We start from the raw sequence: 25,438 nt of genomic DNA on the forward strand, positions 1-25,438 counted from the left end.
TTGCTTGGTCAATTCCCCCTATCCTGCCGGAAAACCGTCCGGATCGCGTATTTCCTGTGGATTGCGAGCCCTCGCGGCGACCGGGGTAGCCTGGCTCCCGTGACCGAGACCTCTGCCTCCGACCGCGTCCTCGTCCGCACGGAAGGCGCTCTCGGGCGGCTCACGCTGCAGCGTCCCGAGGCGATCAACGCCCTCGACCTGGGCATGGTGCAGGCGCTCACCGCGGCGCTCGACGCCTGGCGCACCGACACCGACGTGCAGATCGTGCTGCTGGACGGTGCGGGCGACCGCGGCTTCTGCGCCGGGGGAGACGTGCGCGCCCTGCACGCGCAGATCGTGTCGGGGCATCCCGAGTCCACCGCCGAGTTCTTCCGCGCGGAGTACGCGCTCAACGCCATGATCGCCGAGTATCCGAAGCCGATCGTCGCCTTCGCCGACGGCATCACGATGGGCGGCGGCATCGGGCTCGCGGGGCACGCGGCGATCCGCATCGTGACCGAGCGCTCGAAGCTCGCGATGCCCGAGACGCGCATCGGCTTCACTCCCGACGTCGGCGGCACCTGGCTGCTCGGCCGTGCGCCGGGTCGCCTCGGCGAGTACCTCGCTCTGACCGGCGGTTCGATGAACGGGGCGGATGCCATCGCCCTCGGTTTCGCGGACTACTACGTGCCCTCCGCCAATCTCGACGCCCTGCGCGAGGCCCTCGCGTTCCGCGCCGACCCGACGGGGCCGAGCGAGATCGTGCTGCTGTTCGACGAGACGCCGGAGCCCTCGGAGCTGTCGCCGTCGCCGGAGTGGATCGACGAGGCCTTCTCCGCCGACACGGTCGTCGAGATCGCCGAGCGGTTGCAGGCGCAGGGCACGACGGATGCCACGGCCACGGCCGACCTGCTCGAGGGGCTCGCGCCGACGGGGTTGGTCGTGACGCTCGACGCCGTGCGCGAGGCGCGGGCGGCCTCCGGGCTGCGCGAGGCGCTCGAGGGCGAGTACCGGCGGGTGCTGTGGTTCGTGCACGAGCATCCTGATCTCGTCGAGGGCATCCGGGCGCAGCTGGTCGACAAGGACCGCAACCCGAAGTGGCAGCCCGCCTCGCTCGCCGAGCTGGGGACGGATGCCGGGGCGGATGCCCGTGCGTACGTGCCGGAGACGCCGCTGTTCTGAGTGCCGGCCCGGCTGTCGATGGGTTCGCTGTGAGCGAAGGTTCCGAACTCGGGGGTACGAATGTCGGAGCTTCGTGTCACGCTTTGTTGTGGCCGATCCCGGTCGGCACCTTCCCCCACGCCTGAGTCCACAGCTTCATCTCTCAGAAAGTCCGCCTGTGCTGGGTAAAATTCTCGTTCGGTATCTGTCCCGCTACAAGTGGCTGCTCGTCGCCGTCCTGGTCTTCCAGTTCGCGAGCGCGATCGCCACCCTCTATCTCCCGCGTCTCAACGAAGACATCATCAACAGAGGCGTCGCACAGTCCGACACCGCCTACATCTGGCGCACCGGTCTGCTCATGCTGGCGGTCTCGCTCGGTCAGATCATCGCGTCGATCATCGCCACGTACTTCGCCGCCCGCGCGTCGATGGGCGCCGGCCGCGACATCCGCGCCGACGTGTTCAGCAAGGTGAGCGGATTCTCCGAGCGAGAGGTGTCGCAGTTCGGCGCCGGCTCGCTCATCACGCGCAACACCAACGACGTGCAGCAGGTGCAGATGCTGGCGATGATGGGCGCCACCATGCTCGTCACCGCACCGCTGCTCGCGATCGGCGGCATCATCTTCGCGGTGCAGACCAACATCGGGCTGAGCTGGCTCATCGCCGTCTCCGTCCCCCTCCTGCTGATCGTCGCCGGACTCGTCGTCAGCCGCATGGTCCCCCTGTTCCGCAGCTACCAGGGCAAGCTCGACACCGTGAACCGCGTCATGCGCGAGCAGCTCACCGGCGTGCGCGTCGTGCGCGCGTTCGTGCGCGAGCGCATCGAGGAGGAGCGCTTCCGCGGCGCGAACACCGACATCATGGTCGTCGGGCGCAAGGTGGGTTCGCTGTTCGTGCTGCTGTTCCCGCTCTTCATGCTCATCCTCAACGTCACGGTCGTCGCGGTCGTCTGGTTCGGTGGCGTCGAGGTCAACAGCGGCACGGTGCAGGTCGGCACGATCTTCGCGTTCATGCAGTACATCGGACAGATCATGGGCGGCGTCATCATGGCCAGCTTCATGGCGATCATGATCCCGCGCGCCGCGGTCTCGGCCGAGCGCATCGGCGAGGTGCTCGACACGACGTCGAGCATGGAGCGTCCGGCGAACGGCGTCACCTCGTTCCCGACTCCGGGTTCCGTGGCGTTCGACGACGTCGAGTTCACCTACCCCGGAGCCGACGCCCCCGTGCTCTCCGGCATCAGCTTCGCCGCCGAGCCCGGTGAGACCGTCGCGATCGTCGGATCGACCGGTGCCGGCAAGACCACGCTGGTCTCGCTGATCCCGCGCCTCTTCGACGTCTCGGGTGGAGCCGTCTTCGTCGGAGGCGCCGACGTCCGCACCGCCGATGTCGAATCGCTCTGGGCGACGATCGGACTCGTTCCCCAGCGCCCGTTCCTCTTCACCGGCACGGTCGCGTCGAACCTTCGCTACGGCCGTGAAGACGCCACCGACGACGAGCTCTGGCACGCGCTCGAGATCGCGCAGGGTCGTGATTTCGTCGAGGAGATGCCGCAGGGGCTCGAGTCGCGGATCACCCAGGGCGGAACCAACGTCTCGGGCGGTCAGCGCCAGCGCCTGGCGATCGCCCGCGCGATCGTGCGGCAGCCGCAGATCCTCGTCTTCGACGACTCGTTCTCGGCGCTCGACCTCACCACCGACGCCCGTCTGCGACAGGCGCTGTGGAGGGAGCTGCCCCACGTGACCAAGGTCGTCGTCGCGCAGCGCGTCTCGTCGATCACCGATGCCGACCGCATCGTCGTGCTCGAGGGCGGGACCATGGTCGGCGTCGGAACGCACGAAGAACTCCTCGAGACGAGCACGACGTACCGAGAGATCGTCGAGTCGCAGCTGGGGGTGGACGCATGAGCGAGCAGAACTCCTCACGTACCCGTCGCGGTCGCGGAGCCAAGAGTGCGACCGCGGGCACCGCGGCCGTCGTCGAGCCCGAACTGACCGACGAGGAGAAGTACGAGGCCGAGCTGGCCGAGAAGGCGCGTCAGGACGGCGGCGGCTGGGACAGCGTCGCGCCCGGCAAGGCCGACAACTTCGGCAAGAGCTTCAGCCGCATGATCGGCCTGCTCAAGCCCTCGGCGGTCTGGTTCGTGATCGTGTCGATCCTCGGCGCCATCGGCGTCGTGCTCACGGTGGCGGCTCCGAAGGTGCTCGGCGAGGCGACCAACCTCATCTACAAGGGCTTCATCTCGGTGCAGCTCGGGCAGGCGAACGGCGACTTCCCCGGATTCCCCGCGGGTACCTCGCAGGACGACGTCGTCGACGCGTTGCGGCAGGGCGGCCAGACCGACTTCGCCAACCAGGTCGCCGCGCTCGGTGACTTCCAGGTCGGTGACGGCGTCGACTTCGACGCCCTCCGGTGGGTCATCGCCGCCGTCCTCGCGATCTACGTGGTCGCGGCGTTCCTGAGCTGGATCCAGGGCTACGTCATCAACGTCATCATGGTGCGCACCATGTGGCGTCTGCGCGAATCGGTCGAGGCGAAGATCAACCGACTGCCGCTGTCGTACTTCGACAAGGTGCAGCGAGGTGACCTGATCTCCCGCGTCACCAATGACATCGACAACATCACGCAGACCATGCAGCAGTCGCTGTCGGGCGCGATCACCGCGGTGCTCACGGTCGTGGGCGTGCTCGTGCTCATGTTCTCGATCTCGTGGCAGCTGGCGCTCGTCGCGCTGGTGGCGCTTCCGCTCATGGGAGTGATCTTCGGCGTCATCGGTCCGCGTTCGCAGAAGGCCTTCGGCACGCAGTGGCGCAAGGTCGGACGGCTGAACGCCCGCGTCGAGGAGGCCTTCTCGGGCCACGCGCTGGTCAAGGTCTTCGGCCGCGAGCAGGACGCCCTCGACAAGTTCAAGGACGAGAACGAGGAACTCTTCCAGGCCGCGTTCAAGGCGCAGTTCCTGTCGGGCATCATCATGCCGGCGATGACCTTCGTCGGCAGCCTCACCTACGTGGGTATCGCGGTGCTCGGCGGCCTCATGGTCGCGAACGGCCAGCTGCGTCTCGGCGACGTGCAGGCGTTCATCCAGTACTCGCAGCAGTTCACGCAGCCGCTGTCGGAGCTGGGCGGAATGGCGGCGGTCGTGCAATCAGGAACCGCCTCGGCCGAGCGCGTGTTCGAGCTGCTCGACACCGAGGAGCAGGAGGCCGACGACGTCGACGCTCCCGCGCTCGACGAGGGCAAGGGCGTCGTCGAGTTCGAGAACGTCGCGTTCTCGTACACGCCCGATCGTCCGCTCATCACGGACCTCTCCTTCCGGGTCGAGCCGGGGCAGACGGTGGCGATCGTCGGCCCGACCGGTGCGGGCAAGACCACGCTCGTCAACCTGATCATGCGGTTCTACGAGCTGAACGGCGGGCGCATCCTGCTCGACGGTCAGGACATCTCGGAGGTCACGCGCGACGAGCTGCGTTCCCGCACCGGCATGGTGCTGCAGGACCCGTGGCTGTTCGCGGGCAGCATCCGCGAGAACATCCGATACGGGCGTTCCACGGCGACCGATGACGAGGTGCTCGAGGCCGCGAAGGCGACGTACGTCGATCGCTTCGTGCACGCGTTGCCCGAGGGGTACGACACCGTGCTCGACGAGGACGCGTCGAACGTCTCGGCGGGTGAGCGGCAGCTGATCACGATCGCCCGGGCGTTCGTCGCCCAGCCGTCGATCCTGATCCTCGATGAGGCCACGTCGGCCGTCGACACCCGCACCGAGCTGCTCCTGCAGAACGCGATGGCGGCGCTCCGCGAGGGACGCACGTCGTTCGTGATCGCTCACCGCCTGTCGACGATCCGCGATGCCGACCTCATCCTCGTGATGGAGCACGGCGACATCGTCGAGAAGGGCACGCACGACGAACTCATCGCCGCGCAGGGCGCCTACTGGCGCCTGTACCAGTCGCAGTTCGAGCAGGCGGCGACCGACATCGACGCCGAGGAGGCACTCACCGGCTCGACGCCGACCGTGATCACGGGCGACGCCGACGACGTGGATGCCGCCGAGGCCGCAGCAGCGGATGCCGTCACCGGCGCATCGGTCGGAGCCCAGCAGCCCGCCGCCGAAGCTGCCGCGGCGCGGGCCGTGATCGAGCACCCGTCTCCCGAGGGGGACACCCGCCACGGCTGACCCGTCACGCTGACCCGGCACGGCTGACCCGTCGCAGTACCCGGGCTCACGCCCACCCGAAGCGCCCCGACCCGCATCCGCGGGCTGGGGCGCTTCGCGTGCGGCGCCGTCGTCCCGAGAACCCGCCGCCGCGGCATGCGTCCGATCCCGCTCATCTGCACGGAGCGCGCACGTCTGCACGGCGATCCCGGGGGTCTCGCCGTGCGGACGTGATCCGTCCGTGCAGGCGTGATGGCGTGGAACCACGTGCAGGGAGAAAAGACATCTAGGGAGATTCGGCGGGATTCTCCCTGCACGTGTCGTTCTTCCCTGCGGATGAGCGGGCGGCAGAGGGCGACAGGCGTGCGAGGAGGCAATCTGAACGTGAGGGGTCACGACACGCCTCACGTGCGGGCACGATCACGGCGTGTTGTGACCCCTCACGGAGTCAGGAGACCCGGCTACTCCGAGTCGAGGCCGAACAGGTTCATCGGATGCGTGAGGCGCCACCAGATGCTGGGGCCCTTGACGTCGTCGTCGAGCACGAGTTCCGTCGTGGTCGCGTCGATCGGGCCGGCCGTGCTCAGCGAGCCCACGGCGTCGCCGTCCTCCCGCGCATCCCCGAGCGAGAAGTTCGTCGAGGTCGTCGCCGCGGCACCGTTCCAGAGCAGCACGTCGGTGTCGGCATCCGTCACGATGTCGACCTCCGCGCCCCACTCGGTGCGCACCTGACCGACGACCGTGCCGGCCGGAACCGCGGGTTCCTGGGCGAGGAGCGCCGCTTCGACCTCGGCGAACAGCGAGCGCGTGGCCGCGAGCCGCTGGGCATCGTCGTCCTGATTCAGCACCGCCGCGTAGAGCTGCACGGTGCTGTCGCCCACGGTCACGTTCTTCGCCGTGAGCAGGTTCCACCCGACCAGCGTGCCGGTCTTGATGCCGACGACACCGGGGTCGGCCAGCATGCCGTTGGTGTTGGTCACGAGGCCCGCGCCGGGCAGTTCGACGGCAGGGGTGCCGACGATCTCCGCGAACACCGGGTTCTTCATCGCGAGCTCGCCCAGGCGCACCAGGGCGTCGGGTGTCGCGACGTTGCCGATGTCGAAGCCCGACGGTGTGACGACCGTGATATCGCTGAGGCCGCGCTCGCTCAGCCAGATCTCCGCGGCGGCCGCGAACTCGCTGTTCGACCCCCAGATCTCCCGCGCGAGGCGGTCGATGTAGTTGTTCGCCGACCCGAGCAGCGTGCCCTGCAGCATCTGGTACTCGGTGAGCACTCCGCCGACCGGCACATCGAGCGACGACTGATCCGACATCCGATACGACCAGTACGACTGGCTGTCGGCACGGGTGAACGAGAACTCGGGACCCTGCTCGCCGAGGGCCAGGGGCATCCGGTCGAGCACCATGAGCGAACTGACCACCTTGGTGATGCTCGCGATGCTCGCCGGATCCACCGAGGATGCCGTCGAGCCGATGCCACCCACGCCGACGGCTGCACTGCCGACGCCGGGCCACGCCACGGCGGCCGGGGGAGCGGCGACGGTGGTGAACTCGACAGAATGAACGGTCGGGGCGACCTCGTGCAGCGGCCAGAGGATGGTCGTGCCGGCGTATGCGCCGACGAGACCGAGAACCATGCCGATCGGCACGAGCACGCGGGCGCTCGCGATCGCCGGGCGCAGTCGGGCGCCGCGCATGATCGCGACGGCGGGATCCTCGACGTACGGCTCGTCGTAGGTGCGCGCCGCGGAACCCGCCGCGACGGCAGCGGTGTCGATCCAGGTCAGAGCGGTGGCCGGGCGCTTCTCATCTGCCCACGCGGCCTCGGGAGTCTCGCTCTCGTTCGCCTCCGGAGTATCGGATGCCTCGGCACCGGCACTCTCGGTACCGGCAGCCTCGACATCAGCACCTTCGGGACCAGCCTCCTCGACGCCGGCAGCCTTCGCCTCGTCAGGGTCCGCCACGGCGGGCACGGATGCCGTCGCAGGCGGCTCGAGTTCGCCCGGGGCGTCGGTCGCAGCCGCGCCGGAATCGGGCACGGCGGCGGTGGCGGCGTCGGTGGGATGAGCGGCGGTCACTCGATTACGGTACCCAATCCCCGGGCTGATCTGCGGCGATGCGTCACGGGCGGGCGCGGGTGTCGGCGCGCGGGTATGCTGGTCAGCACAACCACGGGAGTCCGGCGAGCCGGGCTGAGAGGGAGCGAACCGCGCTTCGACCGTCGAACCTGATCTGGGTCATGCCAGCGCAGGGAGGAGTTCAGATGAGTACGTCCACGCCCGAATCCGCCGCGAAGGACACCGGCGAAACGGCACCCAACCCGGCATCCGGATCCAACCCGGCATCCGGATCCAACCCGGCATCCGCCGCGAAGCCGGCATCCGCGAAGAGCGCACCCGCCACGATCTGGCGTTGGCGCGTCGTCGACATCGTGGTCGCCAGCGTGCTCGGCGTCGCCGCCGGGCTGATCTTCCTCGCGTGGAACGTCGGCTACCTCGGCCCGAAGGCGCTCCTCGAGCCGCTGCTCCCGGGCCTGCAGGGGCTGCTCGACGGACCGTGGCTGTTCGCCGGTGTGCTCGGCGGCCTCATCATCCGCAAGGCGGGCGCGGCGATCTACGTCGAGCTGCTCGCCGCGGTCGTGTCGGCCCTGATCGGCAACCAGTGGGGCGGGTTCCTGACGCTCGAGGCCGGGCTCGTGCAGGGCCTGGGAGCCGAACTGATCTTCCTGCTGTTCTTCTACCGCCGCTGGTCGCTGCCGGTCGCGATCCTCGCCGGAGCGGGGGCGGCCCTCGCCGGCGGCATCAACAACCTCATCCTCTGGTACGCGGGGTCGGGCACCGAGTTCACGGTGATCTATCTGATCAGCACGGTCGTGTCGGGCGCGGTGATCGCCGGGGCCCTGTCGTGGGTGCTGGCGCGCGGCATCGCGGCCACGGGAGCGCTCGATCGCTTCGGCTCGGGCCGTGAGGCGCGCGTCCGCGTCTGATGACGATCGATCAGGCCGGCCCCGCGACGGTCGAGGCGACCGCGTGGGGCTGGCGTCATGCCAGCCGTCTGGCCTGGGCGCTGCAGGACGTCTCGTTCCGGATCGAGCCGGGGGAGCGCGTGCTGGTGCTCGGCGCATCCGGTGCCGGCAAGTCGACGCTGCTGCAGGGACTCGCCGGGGTGCTCGGCGGCGACGAGGAGGGCGAAGCCCAGGGCTCGCTCCTCGTCGACGGCATCCCCGCAGCGTCCACGCGCGGGCGCACGGGGCTCGTGCTCCAGGATCCCGACTCGCAGGTGATTCTCGCCCGGGTGGGTGACGACGTCGCCTTCGGGTGCGAGAACCTCGGCATCCCGCGCGCCGAGATCTGGCCGCGCGTGACGCAGGCGCTCGACGCGGTCGGCCTCGATGTGCCGCTCGATCGCCCGACCAAGGCGCTGTCGGGCGGGCAGAAGCAGCGCCTCGCGCTCGCCGGCATCCTCGCGATGCGGCCGGGGCTCGTGCTGCTCGACGAGCCGACGGCCAACCTCGATCCCGCGGGCGTGGTCGAGGTGCGCGACGCGGTCGAGCGGATGCTGCAGGCGCACCCCGCGACGCTGATCGTCGTCGAGCACCGCCTCGACGTATGGCTGCCGTTGATCACCCGGGTGATCGTGGTCGGGCAGGGCGGGGTCGTGGCCGACGGACCGCCCGCGCACGTGCTCGGCGTCGAGGGCGCCCGGCTCGCGGCCGACGGGGTGTGGGTGCCGGGGTTCGCTCCGGATGCTCCGCCCGCTCCGCTGTCGGCGTCCGGCGAGGTGCTGATCTCGGCCCGCGATCTCGCCGTCGCCCGCGTAAAGGGGAAGCCCGTGGCGAGCGGCATCGACCTCGACGTGCGGGCAGGACAGGCGCTCGCGATCACCGGGCCGAACGGTGCCGGCAAGTCGACCCTCGGGCTCACGCTCGCGGGACTCCTGCCGCCTGCGGGCGGTGCGGTCGCGGCATCCGCGGCCCTGGCCGCCGGCATCGGATCGACGCCGATCGACTGGGCCTCGCGCGATCTGCTCACCCGTATCGGGATGGTCTTCCAGGAGCCCGAGCATCAGTTGCTGGCGAAGACCGTGCAGGACGAGCTCGCGGTCGGCCCGCGCGCTCTCGGCATGTCCGAGGACGAGATCGCCGCGCGCAGCGAGGAGCTGCTGCACCGGCTGCGCCTCGACCGGCTCGCGCGCGCCAACCCCTACACGCTGTCGGGCGGCGAGAAGCGTCGGCTGACGGTCGCCGCCGCCCTCGCGACCCGGCCCCGGGTGCTCGTGCTCGACGAGCCGACCTTCGGACAGGACGCCCGTACCTGGGCCGAACTCGTCGCGATGCTCGCTGCCCTGCGCGACGAGGGCACCGCGATCGTGACGATCACGCACGACCTCGACGTCGCCCGCGCGCTCCACGCCGAACGCTACGAGCTGGGCGGCATCCGATGACCGTGCTCGACACCACCGCCCGCACCGGACGGATCGCCGGCATCAACCCCGTCGCCAAGCTCGGGGTGAGCGCGCTGATCGCGATCCCGCTGATCCTCACGCTCGATCCGGTGTCGGCTTCCGTCGCCCTCGTGCTCGAGTGCGTGCTGTTCTTCTTCGCCGGCATCGGCTGGCGCGAGTTCTGGCTGCGCACCTGGCCGGTCTGGCTCGCGGCGCCCCTCACCGCCGTCACGATCGCGCTCTACGGCGAGACGAGCGGCACGATCTACGTCGAGTGGTTCGTGCTGCGCATCAGCGACGGGTCGCTCGCGCTCGCTCTCGCGACCTTCCTGCGCGTGCTCGCCATCGCGCTGCCGTCGGTGGTGCTGTTCATCACGGTCGACCCCACCGACCTCGCCGACGGACTCGCTCAGGTGCTGAAGCTGCCCGCCCGGTTCGTGCTGGGCGCGCTCGCCGGGTTGCGCATGATCGGGCTGTTCCTCGATGACTGGCGGGCGCTCGAACTCGCGCGCCGGGCCCGCGGAGTCGCCGATCGGGGACGCATCCGCCGGTTCTTCGGCATGGCGTTCGCCCTTCTCGTGCTCTCGATCCGCAGGGGCGCGAAGCTCGCCACCGCCATGGAGGCCCGCGGCTTCGGAGCCCCCGGTCGGCGCACGTGGGCGCGCGAATCGCGGTTCGGGGCGGCCGAATGGATGCTGCTCGCGGTCGGTCTCACGATCTCCGGGGTGGCCGTGGCCGCCGCGATCGCGACCGGCGCGTGGAACTTCATCCTCGGGCCGAGCTCCTAGCCGTCGCTCAGGTCTCGTTCCAGAGCCGCATGTAGAACTCGAGCCGCTCGTCGTCGCGTTCGACGCCGTACGCCTCGAGCAGCGGGTCCTCCCAGCCGGGGCCGAAGTTCCACCCGGTGCTCATGGCCGCGGCGGCGAGGTCGGCCCACCGGTCGGCGAGACCGAGGGCGGCGAGATCGACGTGGGCGGCGGGCTCACCTGTGGCGTCGAGGAGCGTGTTGGGCATGCAGGCGTCGCCGTGGCACACGACCAAGCGGTCGATCGGCGGGGCCTCGTGCAGCTCGGGCGGCATGACGACCCCGCGCTCGGCGGCGTTCGAGACGCGCCAGTGCACGCTCCACTCCCACGGGCAGTCGGCGACGGGGAGGGTGTCGTGCAGCATCCGCAGGGCGCGACCGACGGCGGGTACTGCGATCTCAGCCTTGCCATCCCAGCGCGGATCGACGGCGCTGAACGCGTCGATCGCGCGGGTGACGAGCCACTCGTGCGCGTCGTCCTCGCCCTGGGCGAGCACCTCGGGCACCGTGATCCAGCGGCGGGCCCAGCGCATCCGCTCGGCCTCGTCGTGCATGTTGGCCTCGTCGTCGAGCGGACCCCACTTGATGTAGCGCCCGTCGTCGGTGCGGAACGTGAGGCCCCCGATACCGTTGCGCCAGACCGGGGTCACGGCGGCGCGACCGGCGAGGTCGCGCACGCGCGCGGGGATCTCGATGTGGGCGTCGGGGATGCTCATCCCCCCAGTCTGCCGTGCCGACCCCGTAGGCTCGCTGACACACAGCCTTCCCCGGGGGATCGTGGTGACACCAAGAACCACGTAGGCTGAAACTCAGTCGCACGACGACGTTCGAAGGAGAACACCATGCAGATCAGCGGACAGGGCGCGCTCATCACGGGAGGCGCCTCGGGTCTGGGCCTCGCCACCGCACGTCGACTCGCCGCCGACGGCGCCCACGTCACGATCATCGACCTCTCGACGTCGAAGGGCGCCGAGCTCGCCGACGAACTCGGGGGACTCTTCGTGCCCGCCGACGTCACCAGCGTCGACGAGGTGCAGGATGCCGTCGCCCAGGCACAGGCCGTCGCCCCGCTGCGCGTCGTGGTCAACTGCGCCGGCATCGCGCCGCCCGCGAAGGTGCTCGACCGAGACGGCAACCCGGCCGTGCTCGCCGACTTCGAGCGCATCGTGCGCATCAACCTCGTCGGTACGTTCAACGTGCTGTCGCAGGCATCCGCCGTCATCGTGAAGAACCCCGTGGACAGCGACACCGACACCCGTGGCGTCATCGTCAACACCGCCAGCGTCGCCGCCTTCGACGGCCAGATCGGCCAGCCCGCGTACGCCGCGTCGAAGGGCGGTGTGCACGCGATGACCCTGCCGGTCGCCCGCGAGCTCGCCCGCTACGGCATCCGCGTGGTCACCATCGCCCCCGGAATCATGGAGACCCCCATGCTCATGGGGCTGCCGCAGGCCGCGCAGGACTCCCTCGGCCAGCAGGTGCCGCACCCCTCACGGCTCGGGCGCCCCGACGAGTACGCCGCACTCGTGCAGCACATCGTCGAGAACGACTACCTCAACGGCGAGACGATCCGCCTCGACGGCGCGATCCGCATGGCGCCGAAGTAACCCGCCCGCACCGGCATCCGACCCAGAAGGAGACCCATGTCACTCGCAGGAAAGACCATCCTGATGTCCGGCGGCAGCCGCGGGATCGGACTCGCGATCGCGCTGCGCGCCGCAGCCGACGGTGCGAACATCGCCATGCTCGCGAAGACCGACACCCCGCACCCCAAGCTCGAGGGGACGATCCACACGGCGGCCGAGCAGATCCGCGCGGCCGGCGGGCAGGCGCTCGCGATCGTCGGCGACGTGCGCGACGACTCCGACATCACCGAGGCCGTGATGAAGACGCAGGGCGAGTTCGGCGGCATCGACATCGTCGTCAACAACGCCAGCGTCATCGACCTCTCGCGGTCGCTCGACCTCGATCCCAAGAAGTACGACCTGATGCAGGACGTCAACGTGCGCGGCACGTTCATGCTGTCGCGCGCGGCCGTGCCGATGCTGAAGGATGCCGAGAACCCGCACATCCTGTCGCTCTCCCCGCCGCTCAACCCCACGCCGAAGTGGCTCGGTGCGCACACCGGTTACACGCTCGCGAAGTTCGGGATGACGATGGCGACGCTGGGACTCGCGGCCGAGTTCGCGCGCGACGGCATCGCGGCGAACACGCTCTGGCCGCGTACGACCATCGCGACCGCGGCGGTGCAGAACCTGCTCGGCGGCGACAAGGTGATGGCCGCGAGCCGCACGCCCGACATCTACGCGGATGCCGCGTACCAGGTGCTCGTGCAGCCCGCCGGGTCGTACACGGGGCAGACGCTCATCGTCGAGGACGTGCTCGAGACTGCAGGGGTGACCGACTTCTCGGGCTACGCCGCGATCCCGGGGACCCCGGACGCGGCGCTGTTCCCCGACATCTTCCTCGACTGACGCGGGGCGTCGCGGGAGCTCAGAAGAGCAGGTACACCGCGCCGAGCACCGTGAGCACGATGACGACGCGGTCGAAGAGCCGCTGATCGAGCCTCTTCGCGACGGCGAGCCCGATGAGCGCGCCGATGACGACGAGCGGGGCGAGCGCGGCATCCATCAGCAGCACCTGCCCCTCGAAGAGTCCGAGTCCCGCGAGGAACGGCACCTTGACGAGGTTGATGATCGCGAAGAACCACGCCGAGGTGCCGAGGAACACCTGCACCGGGGTGCGCGTCGCGAGGAAGTACATCGACATCACCGGGCCGCCGGCGTTCGCAACCATCGTCGTGAACCCGCCGAGCGTGCCGTAGGTGCCGGCGAGCAGAATGCCGCCGCGGGCGGGGGCCACGGCATCCGCCCTGTTCTGCTGCCACCGTCGCCAGAGCGTCACCGCGATCATGACCAGCAGGATGACGCCGATCGCGCGTCGCACGACGCCGTCACCGGTGAGCGCGAGGAACGCGAAGCCGGCCAGGAGTCCCAGCACGACGGCCGGGGCGAGACGCAGCAGCGTCGGCCAGTGCGCGTGCCGGCGGTAGGCGATGAGCGCGAACACATCGCCGACCATCAGCAGCAGCAGCATGGCCGCGGTCGAGGTGCGCGCCGGCAGCACGGCCGCGAACAGGGCGATCGCGAGGATGCTGCCGCCAGGCAGTGCCGTCTTCGAGATGCCGATCGTCACCGCGGCGAGTCCCAGCGCGGCCCACGCCCACGGGTCGAGGGCGATCACCGAGGCGTCAGGCGCGGACGGCCGCGAGGGCGGCGGCGAAGCGAGCGGAGCGCTTTTCGATGTCGGCCCAGTCCTGGGCCTTGAGCGAGGCGCCGTTGGCGAGGTCGCCTCCGGCTCCGACGGCCACGGCACCGGCAGCGAACCAGTCGGCGAGGTTGTCGGGGTTCACGCCACCGGTGGGCATGAGGGGAGCCTCGGGGAACGGGCCGCGCAGGGCGCCCAGGTACGAGGGGCCGCCGAGCGACGCGGGGAAGATCTTGACGACGTCGACGCCGAGTTCGAGCGCGCCCATGACCTCGGTGGGGGTCATGGCGCCGGTCATCACGACGCGGCCGGTGTCGAGCATGCTGCGCGTGAGGTGGGGGAGCGTGCCCGGGCTCACGAGGAACTCGGCGCCCGCATCGGCTGCGAGGGCGGCCTGCTCGGCGGTGGTGACGGTGCCGGCGCCGACGTAGGCGGCGTCGCCGTGCCGGGCGATGAGCTCGCGGATGACGGCGGGCGCATCGGGGGTCGAGAACGTGACCTCGATACCGGTCACTCCGCCCCGGATGATGGCCTCGGACGCCTCGAGGGCGAGCTCGGGGGTCGAGGCGCGGAGCACGGCGAGGACTCCGGTGGCGCGGGCACGGGTGAGGCGGTCGGACATCATGCTCCTTGTGGTGGGGGTCGTTCTATTCTCGCCGACGCCAACTTGTCATTACAACGGGCGCGTCCGGGCCCGCTCAGGCACGCCAGGCGTCGATCAGGTCCTTCGACTCCTTGAGGCCGAGGCCGGCCTCCTCACGCAGCAGCTTGATCGCGGCGATCTGCTGCTCGGCGGAGACGAGCCGGTCGATCTCGGCCACCGCCTCGGACGGCAGCGAGGCGCGCAGCGAGCCGACGTCGTGGAAGACGGGCGGCTGGATCGGGATCGCGGTCGTCGCGGGGGCGGCGCCGACCCGCCAGTGGTCGATGCGGCGCTTCGCGGACTGCAGGCTCTCGCCGGTGTGCTCGCGCAGGGTCTTGATCGCGACGATCTTGCTGTCGGCGCGCACCAGATCGTCGATCCTCGCGACCACTTCGGGGGCGATCGGCACCGGAACGCCCGGGGTGACCTCGGGCACCTTCGGCCGCATGCCCCGCAGGGCCGCGGCCACGATGGCGATCACGATGATCGCGCCGACGATGATCCCGATGATCCACACGAAGTCCATGCCGGTCAGTCTAGGCAGGGGCCCCGACAGTCCAGCCGTCTCCCACCCGCTCGCCGGTACCCTGGAAGGTATGACCGAGAACCCCCGCACGCGCGAGACGCGCCCCGCAGCATCCGCGTCCGCCCCCGAGGGTCGACCCGCCCAGGGCAAGGTGCGCACCACGGGCCCCACCCAGGTGCGCCCGGCGACCGAGGGCTGGACCCAGCAGAAGGACGCCGAGGGGCGCCCGCTGCTGCAGTTCGCCAGCCCCAAGCGCGGCAAGCCGCCCGTGCACCTCGCCGACCTCACGCCCGAGGAGCGCGTCGAGAAGGTGAAGGAGCTCGGCCTGCCCGGCTTCCGCGCCAAGCAGCTCGCGACCCACTACTTCCGGCACTACACGTCCGACCCCGCGCACATGACCGACCTCCCGGCCGGCATCCGCGACGAGCTGGTCGCCGGCATGCTGCCGCCGCTCATGACCGAGGTGCGCCGCCTCGAGACCGATCGCGGCGACACGATCAAGTTCCTCTGGCGCCTGCACGACGGGGCGCTCGTCGAGTCGGTGCTCATGCGCTACCCCGGCCGCATCACACTCTGCGTGTCGAGCCAGGCCGGCTGCGGCATGAACTGCCCGTTCTGCGCCACCGGCCAGGCGGGCCTCACGCGCAACATGTCGACGGCCGAGATCGTCGAGCAGATCGTGCGCGCCAACCGCCTGATCGCCGAGGGCGGCCTGGGCGGTAAGAAGTCCGACGATCACAGCATGGAGCGCGTCTCCAACATCGTCTTCATGGGCATGGGCGAGCCGCTCGCCAACTACAAGCGGGTGATGGATGCCGTGCGCATCATGGTCGCCCCGCAGCCCGAGGGGCTCGGCATGAGCGCCCGCGGCATCACCGTCTCGACCGTCGGCCTCGTGCCCGCGATCAGGAAGCTCGCCGACGAGGGCATCCCGGTCACCTTCGCGCTGTCGCTGCACGCGCCCGACGACCACCTGCGCGACGAGCTCATCCCGGTGAACTCCCGCTGGAAGGTCGACGAGGCCCTCGACGCCGCCTACAACTACTACGAGAAGACCGGTCGCCGCGTCTCGATCGAGTACGCGCTCATCAAGGACATGAACGACCACGCCTGGCGCGCCGATCTCCTCGCCGAGAAGCTCAACCAGCGCGGTCGCGGATGGGTGCACGTGAACCCCATCCCGCTGAACCCGACGCCGGGCTCGATCTGGACCTCGTCGGAGAAGGACGTCACGGCCGAGTTCGTGCGCCGCCTCAACGACGCCGGCATCCCGACGACCCTCCGCGACACCCGCGGCAAGGAGATCGACGGCGCCTGCGGTCAGCTCGTCGCGACGACCGAGGACGAAGCGGCCTCGGCCGCAATGGCCTGACCGCTCCGGGCATCCCGTCGCCCATCCGCGGCACCCAGCCGTTCGGCATCCGCGAGCCAGCGCCCGATCCTCTCGGGTGAGGCGTTCTTGACGCCGAGCATCCGGTGCGCGCGCACCGATCGGATGCCGCAGAACCGCATCGTGTTGCGCACCACCTGGCGCTGCGCCGGCAGTCCCGTGAAGGGTGCCGCGTACCAGGGGGTGTCGGCGAGCAGCAGCAGGCGTCCGTGCGGTGCGGTGAGCAGACCGATCGGCAGCCCCTGCGGCGAGTAGCGGTACTCCTGCTGCGGCAGCAGGGCGCGATCGAAGAAGCCCTTGAGCAGCGCCGGCACCGACCCCCACCACAGCGGCGTCGCGATGACGATCGTCTGCGCCTCGGCCAGAGCCTGCTTGGCGTCGAGCAGGTCGGGTTCGAGCGTCATGCGCTGCCGGTATCCGAATCGCAGGTGCGGGTCGAAGTCGAGGTCGCGCAGGGAGAGCACGCGGGCATCGCCGTGACCTGTGGCGTAGCGCTGCGCGAGCGAAGCGGTGAGGGATTCGGCGTACGGGTGGCCGTCGATCACGAGAGCGGTCATGCGTCGGTTCCAATCTGGACAGTGTCAAGCAGGTGGACAGTGTCAAGATAGGAGACAATGTTGCGCATGTCAAGTTCGAAGACGGGGTACCACCACGGCGATCTCGCGCGCGCCCTCGAAGACGCCGCGATGCAGTTGCTCGAGCGGATGCCGGCCGCCGACATCAGCCTGCGCGAGGTCGCTCGCGCCGCCGACGTCAGCCACAACGCGCCGTACCACCACTTCTCCGATCGTCTCGGCCTGCTCAAGGCGATCGCCGAGCGCAGCATGGCCGATCTGCTCGCCCAGGTTCGGAACGCGACGACGGATGCCGCGACCCCGCGGGCGGCGCTCGCCGCGGGTGGCGAGGCCTACATCCGCTTCGCCGTCGAGCATCCGCACGCCTTCGATGCCGTCTACGACCCCACGGTCTGCGTGCCGGGCTCGCCCACCGCGACGATGGCCCCGCTGATCGATGCGCTCGAAGGAGCGCTCGCCGCGGCGGCCGCCGCCACCGGACTCGACCGACCCACCGACGTCGTCGCGCTCTGGGGTCTCATCCACGGCCTCGGCACCCTCGCCGCCGCCGGGCACTTCGGCCTCGACGACGCCCTCGCCTCCTACGAGGCTCTTCTGGGCAGGCTGCTGCCCGCCGGGGTGTGATCCGGAGCGCGCCCCTCCCGAACCTGGGAGCCGTCAAAGCCTTCTTCCACCGTGCGCACAGGCGACCTTTCGTAGATTGTCGGGATGCCCTATTCCGCCCACCGACCGGGTCGCTTCGACTCGCAGGGTCGGATCATCATCGACGGCGACCCGAATGCCCCGACGGATGACCTCGACTTCCTGCGCGAGTACGAGCCCACAGGTTCCGCCGACGAGCCGTTCATCACGGACTCCGCCACGCGCGAGACCCCGCGCCCGGAGACCGCCGACGACTCGGCAGAAGCGGATGCCGCGGCATCCGCACCGTCGAAGCCCGCCCGCGCGCCCCGCCCGCCGCGGGAGCGCAAGCCCCGCGCGCCCCGCACCCCGGGCTCGCGCCTGCGGCAGCTCGCGATCCTCGGCGGGGCCGAGGGCGAGATCCTCGACCGCGTCCCCGGCGAGACGCCGCGCTTCGTGCAGATGTTCTTCGTGCTCGCCGGCACCGCCCTGGTCTCGGCGATCTCGATGCTGTTCGCGCTCACGACCGGCGTGGGGGCCGCGATCTGGCTGGCCGTTCCGCTCGCTCTCGTCTGGGCGCTCATCATCTTCAACCTCGATCGCTTCCTCACCTCGACCATGGCATCGACGCGCAACGTGTGGCGCCTGATCGGCCTCGCGATCCCCCGAGTGATCATGGCCGCGATCATCGGATTCGTGGTCGCCGAGCCGCTCGTGCTGCAGGTGTTCCACAACGACATCGCCCGCGAGGTCGCCTCGACCAACATCACGCAGTCGCAGACCGACCAGGAGGCCCTCGAGTCCGGCCCCGAGAAGATCGCCCTCGACGCCGCGACCGCCAAAGTCGCCGAGCTCGAGAACCAGGCGGCGACGGGCATCGTGGCGGGAACCGATTCGTCGTCGGCATCCGAATCCGCCGCCCAGGCGACCGTCGACGACCTCACTACCAAGCTCGCGGATCAGCAGACCGTCATCGACCAGGCCCGCGCGCTCTACCAGTGCGAGCTCACCGGCGAGGGCGCGGGCACCGTTCCGGGCTGCACCGGGGTGAACGGCGAGGGCGCGAGTTCCGACGCTGCCCAGGCCCAGCTCGCCCAGGCCCAGCAGACCTACGACGGCCTCGCCGAGCAGCTGCGCGTCGCGAACGAGGAGCTCGCCACGGCCGGCACCGCCGCGAAGGAGAACACCTCGACCTCCGAGGCGACGAACCGCCAGACCGCGCAGGACCAGCTGCCCGCCGCACGCGACACCTACGACCAGGCGCTCGCGGCCTACAACGCCCGAGCGGATGCCGTGGCGCAGGGCAACGCCGGAGCGACCGGCCTCCTCAGCCAGATCAGCGGGCTGAACCGCCTGAGCGAGAAGGAGCCCACGATCCTCTGGGCGCACATCCTCATCGCCGCGCTGTTCTTCATGATCGAGCTGCTGCCCGTGCTGGTGAAGGTGCTCACCTCGTACGGCGACCCGAGCCTCTACGAGAAGGCCGCGGCGATCCGCAAGCAGGTCGCGCTCGACAAGGTCACCGCCGAGGGCTTCGCCGATCGCGCATCGATCGTGCAGACGCAGTCGGCCGCGGTGACCGAGACGGCGGCGCGCACGAACTGAGGGGTTCATCCCTCGGTGAGGGGTCAAGACACGCCGCAACGGATGCCGAGTGAGCGGCGTGTCTTGACTCCTCGCGATGGCGGCGGGGTCTCAGACTCGGTCTGAGACCGGTCACGGAAACCGACCCGCGGTGTCGGCGACCGGCGCTAGCGTTAGAACATGGTCAACTATCGCTATCTCGGCAACAGTGGTCTCAAGGTCTCTGAGATCACCTACGGCAACTGGGTCACCCACGCCTCTCAGGTCGGCGACGATGCCGCCGTCAAGACGGTGCACGCGGCGCTCGACGCCGGCATCACCACGTTCGACACCGCCGACACCTACGCCAACACCGCGGCCGAGGTCGTGCTCGGCAAGGCCCTCGAGGGGCAGCGCCGCGAAGGCCTCGAGATCTTCACCAAGGTCTACTTCCCGACCGGTCCCAAGGGCCCGAACGACACCGGCCTCAGCCGCAAGCACATCATGGAGTCGATCAACGGCTCGCTGACCCGTCTCGGCACCGACTACGTCGATCTCTACCAGGCGCACCGCTTCGACTACGAGACCCCGCTCGAGGAGACGTTCCAGGCCTTCGCCGACGTCGTCCGCCAGGGCAAGGCGCTCTACATCGGTGTCTCGGAGTGGACGGCCGAGCAGCTGCGCGAGGGCCACGCGCTCGCCCAGCAGCTCGGCATCCAGCTCATCTCGAACCAGCCCCAGTACTCGATGCTGTGGCGCGTCATCGAGGGCAAGGTCGTTCCGGCCTCCGAAGAGCTCGGCATCTCGCAGATCGTCTGGTCGCCGATGGCGCAGGGCGTGCTCAGCGGCAAGTACCTGCCCGGTCAGCCCGTGCCCGAGGGTTCGCGCGCGACCGACCCGCACAGCGGTGCCGACTTCATCAAGAACTTCCTGCAGGACGACATCCTCACCGCGGTCCAGCGCCTCAAGCCGATCGCCGAGCAGGCGGGTCTCACGATGCCGCAGCTCGCGATCGCCTGGGTGCTGCAGAACCCGAACATCGCGGCAGCCCTGGTCGGAGCATCGCGCCCCGAGCAGCTCGCCGACACCGTCAAGGCATCGGGAGTGAAGCTCGACGCCGACACGATGGCGGCGATCGACACCGCCCTCGGCGACACCGTCAACCGCGACGCCGAGCACACCTACTCGACCTCGCCGAAGACCCGCCTGGTCTGAGCATCCGCGTCTGACGCACACGTACGAGGCCCCCTGTCGCACGCCGCGGCAGGGGGCCTCGTCGTATGGGAGGGGCTTCGGGGATTGAAGCCGGGGGCGATGGGTCTCGGCGCCCGCCGACGCGGCGACGGTGTTGCGGACGGTCAGCGGATGCCGGCGCGCGCCACGAGCCACGGCACTGCGACATCGACGAACCGCTCGATGTCGGATGCCTCGGTGTAGAGGTGCACCGAGAGTCGCACGTACCCGGCACCTCCGAAGCTCGTGAATGCGGTCTCGATGCCGGTCGTGGGGAGGATCTCGGCGCGCAGCGCATCCGCCTCTTCCCGGGTCGCCCCCAGCCCGGGCGGCAGGCGGATCAGTCGCATCGACGGGACCGGCGAGGGGACCGGCGTGAGCGGTTCCGCATCGGCGAAGCGACGGAACGCCGCCGCGATCGCCTCGGCCCCGGCATCCGCCATCTCGGTCATGACCGTGCGCGTGCGCTCCCACCCGATCTCGCGCTCGACGAACTCGATCGCGGTCGGCGTCGCGAGATACCCGGTCGCGTCGATCGTGCCCTGGTAGTCGAAGCGCGAGGGGAAGGGGTCGTGCGCGTTCCACGAGTCGATCAGCGGCCAGAGGTCGTCGCGATCCGCGGCGGTCGTCACCAGCAGCGCAGATCCGCGCGGCGCGCACGGCCACTTGTGCAGATTGCCGAACCACCACGTACCGCTCGCCGCCGACGCGGCATCCGGGAGGAGGCCCGGTGCGTGCGCACCGTCGATCAGCGTGCGCGCACCGTGGTGCGCGGCGATGTCGGCGATGCGTCGCGTCGGCATCAGCCGTGCCGTCGGCGACGTGATCTGATCGACCACGACGAGACGCGCACGATCGCCGATCTCGGCGGCGAATCGGTCGACGACCTCGTCGTCGGAGGCGAGCAGCGGGATCGCCACCGTGCGGACGGTCGCACCCGTGCGGCGCGCCAACCGCTCCGCGCCCATCGTCACCGCGCCGTATCCGTGATCGGTGACGATGATCTCGTCTCCGGGTTCGAGGTGCATCGCGTTGTAGACCACGGTCGCCGCGGCCGAGGCGTTCGGCACGAAGGCGACGTCATCGGCGCGCGCACCCACGAAGGGTGCCGTGCGCTCGCGGGCCTCGCGCGTGCGCTCGCCGAGAGTCGGGAACCACACGACGGGATTGAGGTCGCCCTGGCGGCGCAGAGCATCCTGATGCTCGATCACGGCGGTCGGCGGAGCGCCGAACGATCCGTGATTGAGGTGCACGATCGCGGGATCGAGGGGCCACGCGTCGCGTGCCCGCGCGAACGAACGCAGCGCCACGGGAGCGGGGAAGGCTGTCATCGCAGTCGTCAGGCGAGAGTGATGTCGACCTGGATCTCGGCCGCCAGCTTCTCGAGGTCGGTGCGGAGCGCATCGAGATCAGCGGATGCCGGAACCGTCGCCGTGACCGTCGACTCGAACAGGCGCCCACCGGCCATCGCGGCGTCGCGCGTCTCGGTGTCCATGCTCGTGATGCTGAGGGCGTGGGAGGTCAGAACGCCGGAGATCTCGTGGACGATCCCCGCGCGGTCGTTGCCCAGCACCGAGAGCGAGATCGAGCTCGCGTCGCGGTGAGCCTCGGCATCCGATCCGGTGTGGATCGTCACCGTGAGCAGTCCGGTCAGGGCGCGCAGCGCGGCCTGCAGTTCGGCGACCCGATCGGCGGCCACCGAGACCTCGATCACCCCGGCGAAGGTGCCCGCGAGCTCGGCGAGGCGGCTGTTCTCCCAGTTGCCCCCGTGGGCATCGACGGCATCGGCGACGGCGGCGACGAGGCCCGGACGGTCTGCACCCGCGACGGTGAGGATCAGAGTAGTCATGGGGTCAGCGTAGTCGGCGGGGTGCGAGCGGCCCGGGCCTAACTCGGGAAGAACGGATGCCGGGGCGCGTGAAACGGCCCGAATCAGCCGATTTCGACACGATGTTCCTGAGTTGGGTACGGGGCGTCTCGGGGTGGGACCCTTCGACAGGCTCAGGGACCCAGTCTCTGGGGCCCCTCGTCGCGCTGCGCTCGCTCAGGAACCGGGTCTGGGCAACGGTTCCTGAGCGAGGAGCGCAGCGACGAGACGAAGGACGCTCAGTCGGCGAGCTCGGTCCAGAGGCCGGTGTCGAGGAAGCCGTCGAGGCGGGTGCGGTGCGGGGCGAGGTCCCAACCCTGCGCCGCGACCCACTCGTCGGAGTAGTAGGTGCCGGCGTAGCGGACTCCGCTGTCGCAGATCAGGGTCACGACGCTCCCGGTCTCACCCGCGGCGCGCATGCGCGCGATCAGCTGGAAGGCGCCGTACAGGTTCGTGCCGGTCGATCCGCCCGCCCAGTGCAGGGTGCGCTCGCGCAGCAGACGGATCGCCGCGATCGAGCCGGCGTCGGGAACGCGGATCATCTCGTCGATCACGCTCGGAACGAACGACGGCTCCACGCGCGGTCGACCGATGCCCTCGATGCGGCTCGGGCGCCCGGCCGGAGCATCCGGAGTTCCTGCCCAGCCGTCGTAGAACGCCGAACCCTCGGGATCGACGACCGCGATCTCGGTCGTGTGACGTCGGTAGCGCACGTACCGGCCGAACGTGGCGCTCGTGCCGCCGGTCCCGGCGCCGACCACGATCCAGCGGGGGATCGGATGCCGCTCCTGCGACAGCTGGCTGAACACGCTCTCGGCGATGTTGTTGTTGCCGCGCCAGTCGGTCGCGCGCTCGGCGTAGGTGAACTGGTCGAGGTAGTGGCCGTGGCAGTCGGCGGCGAGGCGGCGGGCCTCGGGCGACATGTCCTCGGCGCGGTCGACGAAGTGGCAGGTGCCGCCGTAGAACTCGATGAGGTCGATCTTCTCCTGCACGGTCGAGCGAGGCACGACGGTCACGAACGGGAGCCCGAGCATCCGGGCGAAGTACGCCTCGGAGACGGCAGTCGAACCGCTCGACGATTCGACGAGGGTCGTGTCGCCCCGGATGAGTCCGTTGACGAGGCCGTAGAGGATCAGCGACCGCGCGAGGCGGTGCTTGAGCGAGCCGGTCGGATGCACCGACTCGTCCTTCAGGTACAGGTCGATGCCCCACTCGGCGGGCAGCGGGAAGACGTGCAGGTGGGTGTCGGCACTGCGGTTGGCGTCGGCCTCCAGCAGAGCGATCGCGTTGCTGGTCCAGGAGTCCACCGTTCGAGCGTACCCGGGCTCAGTTGTCGGTGTAGCCGCCTTCGCCGGTGTCGCCGTCGTAGGTGAACGTGCGGTCCGACAGGATGATCTCGATGTCGGAGCCGAGAGGTTGCTCCGAGAGCAGCAGCTCCTCGAGCTTCGCGGCACGCTGCAGGTACTCCGAGGTGTCGGCCCCGAACGACGCGGCGAGCTTCATGTCGGTCATGAGGTAGAGGTAGGCGCTGACCGCCGTGCGGTTGAACTCGGTGTCGGGGATCCGCTCCCACAGCGACCCGTCGGTGCGCGCGGTCTTGTACTCGTCGATCTTGTTCTGCAGGGTGGCCTCGGCCGAGCCTCCGGTGTCGGGCAGAGAGGGCGCGTCGTCGGGCTCTGCGGGTTCGGCCTCGGTGTCGCCGGGATCGGGGGCGGTCTGACCGGAGTCGTCGGAATCGGATGCCGGTGCCGATTCGCCGCGGTCGCCCAGGCCCCGGGGGATGATGCCGATGACCAGGGCCACCAGGACGCCGATGACCGCGATCGCGATGAGGACCACGACGAGCGTGCCGCGCCGGGGAGTCGACGGAGCGGCCGCGGCCGCGCCGGAGGCAGGGCCGACCGGGTAACCGTTCGCCGGCGGGTAGCCGCCCACCGGTGGTGAGGCCCCCGCGGGAGGCTGGGTCGGGTACGTCTGCTGGACCGGGTACGTGGGAGCGGTTGCCGGAGTCGGAGCGGATGCCGGAGCCGGAGCGGATGCCGGAGCCGGAGGCGGTGCAGGAGCGGCCGGCTGATGCGTCGGAGCCCCGGGGTGCGCGGGAGGGGCCTGGTACGCGGGGGCCGGCTGGTACGCCGGAGTCGGCCGGTAGCTCGCGGGCGGCTGGTACACGGGTGGCTGGTACGCCGGCGGCTGGTACGCGGGGCGGTGGCCGGGCGGGAGCGGGGCGCCGGCCGGGAGGCTCGGGGCTGCGGCATCCGCTCCCACCGGCGGAGCCAACGGCGGCTGCGCGGGCGGCGGGGGAGAGGCGGGCGTGGGCGCCTCCGGCGGGACGACCGCGTCGGCATCCGCTCCCGCTGCGGGGTCGGGCGTCCGCTCGTCGCCCGTCATGGCTGGACCCGCGTGCTGCCGGCGAGTGTCATACCGCCGCGGCCGTCGACGTGCAGGAGGGAGGCCTGCGACTGCTCCTGCTGCAGCTGGAACTCGAAGCGCGAGCGGTCTCCGCGGTGGTAGGCGATGAAGTACTCGATCGGGGTGTCGTCGTCGGTGCGGCTCACGCTGCGCAGGCGCAGCAGGGCGGATCCGGCGCTGACGCCGAGGTGGCCGGCCTGCTCGTGCGTCGCGACCGTGGCCTCGGCCGATCGCACACCGCGGGTGGCGACGATGCCGTGCTCGGCGAGCACCCGGTACAGAGAGGAGTCCGACAGATCGACGCCCAGGGTGACCGCGCCGACGGCATCCGGCATCCACGTGGTCGACAGCGACCAGGGCTCGTCGTCGACGTGGCGCAGCCGCTCGAGCACCACGACCCGCGACCCGACCGGGATCTCGAGAGCCGCCGCGATCTCGTCGTCGGCGACGGCGAATTCGTGGCGCAGCACGTCGCTGTGCACGTGGCCGCCGCGACGCTCGACGTCGTCGTAGAGACCCACGAGCGTGTGCACCAGGCTCTCCGCCGTGCGCGGGCGCGAGACGAAGGTGCCCTTGCCCTTGACGCGCTCGACGAGACCCTCGTGCTCGAGCTGCGCGAGCGCCTGGCGCACGACGGTGCGCGAGACGCCGTAGCGCTCGCAGAGTCCGTGCTCACCCGGGAGGGGGTCGCCCGGCTGCAACCCGTCGCGCGCGATGCCGTCGACGATCAGCTGCCGCAACTGGTCGTACATGGGTGCGGCGGAGTGGCGGTCGATCGCGTCGGGAAGCACGGCGGACATG

The 25,438-nt window shown here is 70.3% G+C and carries 23 protein-coding genes and 1 riboswitch; of the genes, 12 read left to right on the plus strand and 11 right to left on the minus strand.

The features are described from left to right. Positions 1-99 precede the first annotated feature (99 nt). The 3 genes from WFJ97_RS11985 to WFJ97_RS11995 all read left to right on the plus strand — a co-directional run bounded on the left by WFJ97_RS11985 (position 100) and on the right by WFJ97_RS11995 (position 5,316). Complete coding sequence (locus WFJ97_RS11985; RefSeq protein WP_336641640.1) at positions 100-1,161, plus strand: enoyl-CoA hydratase/isomerase family protein; 1,062 nt, start codon at positions 100-102, stop codon at positions 1,159-1,161. 157 nt (positions 1,162-1,318) lie between these two features. Then, the gene (locus WFJ97_RS11990; protein WP_247624419.1) at positions 1,319-3,046 is read left to right on the plus strand and encodes an ABC transporter ATP-binding protein; all 1,728 of its coding nucleotides are present in this window, start codon (positions 1,319-1,321) and stop codon (positions 3,044-3,046) included. Then, on the plus strand, positions 3,043-5,316 hold the full coding sequence (locus tag WFJ97_RS11995; RefSeq protein WP_336641641.1) for an ABC transporter ATP-binding protein: 2,274 nt from the start codon (positions 3,043-3,045) through the stop codon (positions 5,314-5,316). Before WFJ97_RS11990 ends, WFJ97_RS11995 begins: the two co-directional genes overlap by 4 nt. A 440-nt stretch (positions 5,317-5,756) precedes the next feature. Here the strand turns inward: WFJ97_RS11995 and WFJ97_RS12000 are convergent, their stop codons facing one another. Next, complete coding sequence (locus tag WFJ97_RS12000; RefSeq protein ID WP_336641642.1) at positions 5,757-7,373, minus strand: D-alanyl-D-alanine carboxypeptidase family protein; 1,617 nt, start codon at positions 7,371-7,373, stop codon at positions 5,757-5,759. 83 nt (positions 7,374-7,456) lie between these two features. Next, positions 7,457-7,568: riboswitch (TPP riboswitch) on the plus strand. Here WFJ97_RS12000 and WFJ97_RS12005 point away from each other — a divergent pair. The 3 genes from WFJ97_RS12005 (at position 7,559) to WFJ97_RS12015 (ending at position 10,526) form a co-directional block, all read left to right on the plus strand. Next, positions 7,559-8,281, plus strand: coding sequence for an ECF transporter S component (locus WFJ97_RS12005; RefSeq protein ID WP_336641643.1), 723 nt, complete (start codon positions 7,559-7,561; stop codon positions 8,279-8,281). It overlaps the preceding riboswitch by 10 nt. Further along, a complete protein-coding gene (locus tag WFJ97_RS12010; RefSeq protein ID WP_336641644.1) occupies positions 8,281-9,738 on the plus strand; it encodes an ABC transporter ATP-binding protein in 1,458 nt (485 codons plus the stop codon). Before WFJ97_RS12005 ends, WFJ97_RS12010 begins: the two co-directional genes overlap by 1 nt. Further along, positions 9,735-10,526: an energy-coupling factor transporter transmembrane component T family protein gene (locus tag WFJ97_RS12015; protein ID WP_336641645.1), complete on the plus strand. Its 792-nt coding sequence runs from the start codon at positions 9,735-9,737 to the stop codon at positions 10,524-10,526. The genes WFJ97_RS12010 and WFJ97_RS12015 overlap by 4 nt, the downstream gene beginning before the upstream one ends. A gap of 7 nt (positions 10,527-10,533) precedes the next feature. Here WFJ97_RS12015 and WFJ97_RS12020 read toward each other — a convergent pair whose 3' ends face one another. Next, entirely contained in the window at positions 10,534-11,259 is a 726-nt protein-coding gene (locus WFJ97_RS12020) for an aminoglycoside 3'-phosphotransferase (RefSeq protein WP_336641646.1), read from the minus strand. Positions 11,260-11,385: 126 nt separating this feature from the next. On the opposite strand from WFJ97_RS12020, the gene WFJ97_RS12025 reads away from it, so the two are divergent. Together WFJ97_RS12025 and WFJ97_RS12030 are read left to right on the plus strand one after the other, a co-directional pair. Further along, positions 11,386-12,150: an SDR family NAD(P)-dependent oxidoreductase gene (locus WFJ97_RS12025; RefSeq protein ID WP_247956993.1), complete on the plus strand. Its 765-nt coding sequence runs from the start codon at positions 11,386-11,388 to the stop codon at positions 12,148-12,150. A gap of 36 nt (positions 12,151-12,186) precedes the next feature. Further along, positions 12,187-13,017: an SDR family oxidoreductase gene (locus tag WFJ97_RS12030; protein WP_336641647.1), complete on the plus strand. Its 831-nt coding sequence runs from the start codon at positions 12,187-12,189 to the stop codon at positions 13,015-13,017. Between the two features lie 19 nt (positions 13,018-13,036). Here WFJ97_RS12030 and WFJ97_RS12035 read toward each other — a convergent pair whose 3' ends face one another. From WFJ97_RS12035 to WFJ97_RS12045, 3 genes are all read right to left on the minus strand, one after another. Continuing rightward, positions 13,037-13,786 carry a sulfite exporter TauE/SafE family protein gene (locus WFJ97_RS12035; protein WP_336641648.1) on the minus strand — a complete coding sequence of 250 codons (750 nt, stop codon included), beginning with the start codon at positions 13,784-13,786 and terminating at the stop codon, positions 13,037-13,039. Positions 13,787-13,793: 7 nt separating this feature from the next. Further along, complete coding sequence (locus WFJ97_RS12040) at positions 13,794-14,432, minus strand: bifunctional 4-hydroxy-2-oxoglutarate aldolase/2-dehydro-3-deoxy-phosphogluconate aldolase (protein ID WP_247624428.1); 639 nt, start codon at positions 14,430-14,432, stop codon at positions 13,794-13,796. Positions 14,433-14,508: 76 nt separating this feature from the next. Then, positions 14,509-14,979 (minus strand): hypothetical protein, encoded by a 471-nt coding sequence (locus WFJ97_RS12045; RefSeq protein ID WP_336641649.1) that lies wholly within the window; start codon positions 14,977-14,979, stop codon positions 14,509-14,511. 70 nt (positions 14,980-15,049) lie between these two features. Here WFJ97_RS12045 and rlmN point away from each other — a divergent pair, with 70 nt between their 5' ends. Further along, a complete protein-coding gene (gene rlmN / locus WFJ97_RS12050) occupies positions 15,050-16,351 on the plus strand; it encodes a 23S rRNA (adenine(2503)-C(2))-methyltransferase RlmN (protein WP_247624430.1) in 1,302 nt (433 codons plus the stop codon). Here rlmN and WFJ97_RS12055 read toward each other — a convergent pair. After that, entirely contained in the window at positions 16,300-16,926 is a 627-nt protein-coding gene (locus tag WFJ97_RS12055) for an NAD(P)H-dependent oxidoreductase (RefSeq protein WP_336641650.1), read from the minus strand. The genes rlmN and WFJ97_RS12055 overlap by 52 nt on opposite strands. Positions 16,927-16,992: 66 nt before the next feature. On the opposite strand from WFJ97_RS12055, the gene WFJ97_RS12060 reads away from it, so the two are divergent. The 3 genes from WFJ97_RS12060 (at position 16,993) to WFJ97_RS12070 (ending at position 20,343) form a co-directional block, all read left to right on the plus strand. After that, a complete protein-coding gene (locus WFJ97_RS12060) occupies positions 16,993-17,568 on the plus strand; it encodes a TetR/AcrR family transcriptional regulator (RefSeq protein WP_336641651.1) in 576 nt (191 codons plus the stop codon). Positions 17,569-17,652: 84 nt separating this feature from the next. Further along, positions 17,653-19,170: a DUF4407 domain-containing protein gene (locus WFJ97_RS12065; RefSeq protein WP_336641652.1), complete on the plus strand. Its 1,518-nt coding sequence runs from the start codon at positions 17,653-17,655 to the stop codon at positions 19,168-19,170. Between the two features lie 159 nt (positions 19,171-19,329). Next, positions 19,330-20,343 carry an aldo/keto reductase family protein gene (locus WFJ97_RS12070; protein ID WP_247633749.1) on the plus strand — a complete coding sequence of 338 codons (1,014 nt, stop codon included), beginning with the start codon at positions 19,330-19,332 and terminating at the stop codon, positions 20,341-20,343. A gap of 143 nt (positions 20,344-20,486) precedes the next feature. On the opposite strand, the gene WFJ97_RS12075 is transcribed toward WFJ97_RS12070, so the two are convergent. The 5 genes from WFJ97_RS12075 to WFJ97_RS12095 all read right to left on the minus strand — a co-directional run bounded on the left by WFJ97_RS12075 (position 20,487) and on the right by WFJ97_RS12095 (position 25,437). Next, a complete protein-coding gene (locus tag WFJ97_RS12075; protein ID WP_336641653.1) occupies positions 20,487-21,692 on the minus strand; it encodes an aminotransferase class V-fold PLP-dependent enzyme in 1,206 nt (401 codons plus the stop codon). Positions 21,693-21,700: 8 nt separating this feature from the next. Next, positions 21,701-22,210, minus strand: a complete 510-nt coding sequence (locus WFJ97_RS12080) for a glycine cleavage system protein R (protein ID WP_336641654.1) — start codon at positions 22,208-22,210, stop codon at positions 21,701-21,703. A gap of 257 nt (positions 22,211-22,467) precedes the next feature. Then, a complete protein-coding gene (locus WFJ97_RS12085) occupies positions 22,468-23,535 on the minus strand; it encodes a PLP-dependent cysteine synthase family protein (protein WP_336641655.1) in 1,068 nt (355 codons plus the stop codon). A 19-nt stretch (positions 23,536-23,554) separates the two neighbouring features. Continuing rightward, the gene (locus WFJ97_RS12090) at positions 23,555-24,616 is read right to left on the minus strand and encodes a hypothetical protein (RefSeq protein ID WP_336641656.1); all 1,062 of its coding nucleotides are present in this window, start codon (positions 24,614-24,616) and stop codon (positions 23,555-23,557) included. Further along, complete coding sequence (locus WFJ97_RS12095; RefSeq protein WP_247624439.1) at positions 24,613-25,437, minus strand: GntR family transcriptional regulator; 825 nt, start codon at positions 25,435-25,437, stop codon at positions 24,613-24,615. Before WFJ97_RS12095 ends, WFJ97_RS12090 begins: the two co-directional genes overlap by 4 nt. Position 25,438 lies beyond the last annotated feature (1 nt).

This window comes from Microbacterium sp. USHLN272, from assembly GCF_037149655.1.
In the GTDB taxonomy this organism is placed as follows: domain Bacteria; phylum Actinomycetota; class Actinomycetes; order Actinomycetales; family Microbacteriaceae; genus Microbacterium; species Microbacterium galbinum.